At 66.8% G+C, this 967-nt stretch carries 1 protein-coding gene; it reads right to left on the minus strand.

The features are described from left to right. A partial coding sequence (locus ADK65_RS34495) for an alpha-amylase family glycosyl hydrolase (protein ID WP_267889764.1) occupies nt 1-967 on the minus strand: 967 nt, incomplete at both ends.

The raw sequence follows: 967 nt of genomic DNA on the forward strand, positions 1-967 counted from the left end.
GTCGGGCGTCCACTGCATCGGCGTGCGCACCGCGTCCCGGTCGCCGAGCCAGATGTTGTCGCCCATGCCGATCTCGTCGCCGTAGTACAGGATCGGCGAACCGGGCAGGGCCAGCAGCAGGGCGGTGAACAGTTCGATGGTGTGCCGGTCGTTGTCCAGCAGCGGGGCGAGGCGCCTGCGGATGCCGATGTTGGCGCGCATGCGGGGGTCCTTGGCGTACTCGGCCCACATGTAGTCGCGCTCTTCGTCGGTGACCATCTCCAGCGTCAGCTCGTCGTGGTTGCGCAGGAACATCCCCCACTGGCAGCCCGCCGGGATGGCCGGGGTCTTGGCGAGGATTTCCGACACGGGGTAGCGGGATTCGCGGCGTACGGCCATGAAGATGCGCGGCATGACCGGGAAGTGGAACGCCATGTGGCACTCGTCGCCGCCGTTCGCGTAGTCGCCGAAGTAGTCGACGACGTCCTCGGGCCACTGGTTGGCCTCCGCCAGCAGCACGGTGTCCGGGTACTGCGCGTCGATCTCCTCGCGCACCCGCTTCAGGAAGTCGTGCGTCTCCGGCAGGTTCTCGCAGTTGGTGCCCTCGGCAGCGTAGAGATAGGGCACCGCGTCCAGCCGGAAGCCGTCGATGCCCAGGTCCAGCCAGAACTTCAGCGCGGCCAGGATCTCCTCCTGGACGCGCGGGTTCTCGTAGTTGAGGTCCGGCTGGTGGGAGAAGAAGCGGTGGAAGAAGTACTGGCCGCGCACCGGGTCGAAGGTCCAGTTCGAGGTCTCCGTGTCGACGAAGATGATCCGGGCGTCCGGGTAGCCCTTGTCGTCGTCGGCCCACATGTAGTAGTCGCCGTAGGGCCCGTCGGGGTCCTTGCGGGACTCCTGGAACCACGGGTGCTGGTCGCTGGTGTGGTTCATGACGAAGTCGATGATCACGCGCATGCCGCGCTGGTGGGCGGCGTCGACGAACTCCACG

Origin of the sequence: Streptomyces sp. NRRL B-1140, from assembly GCF_001280065.1 — a bacterium.
In the GTDB taxonomy this organism is placed as follows: Bacteria; Actinomycetota; Actinomycetes; order Streptomycetales; family Streptomycetaceae; genus Streptomyces.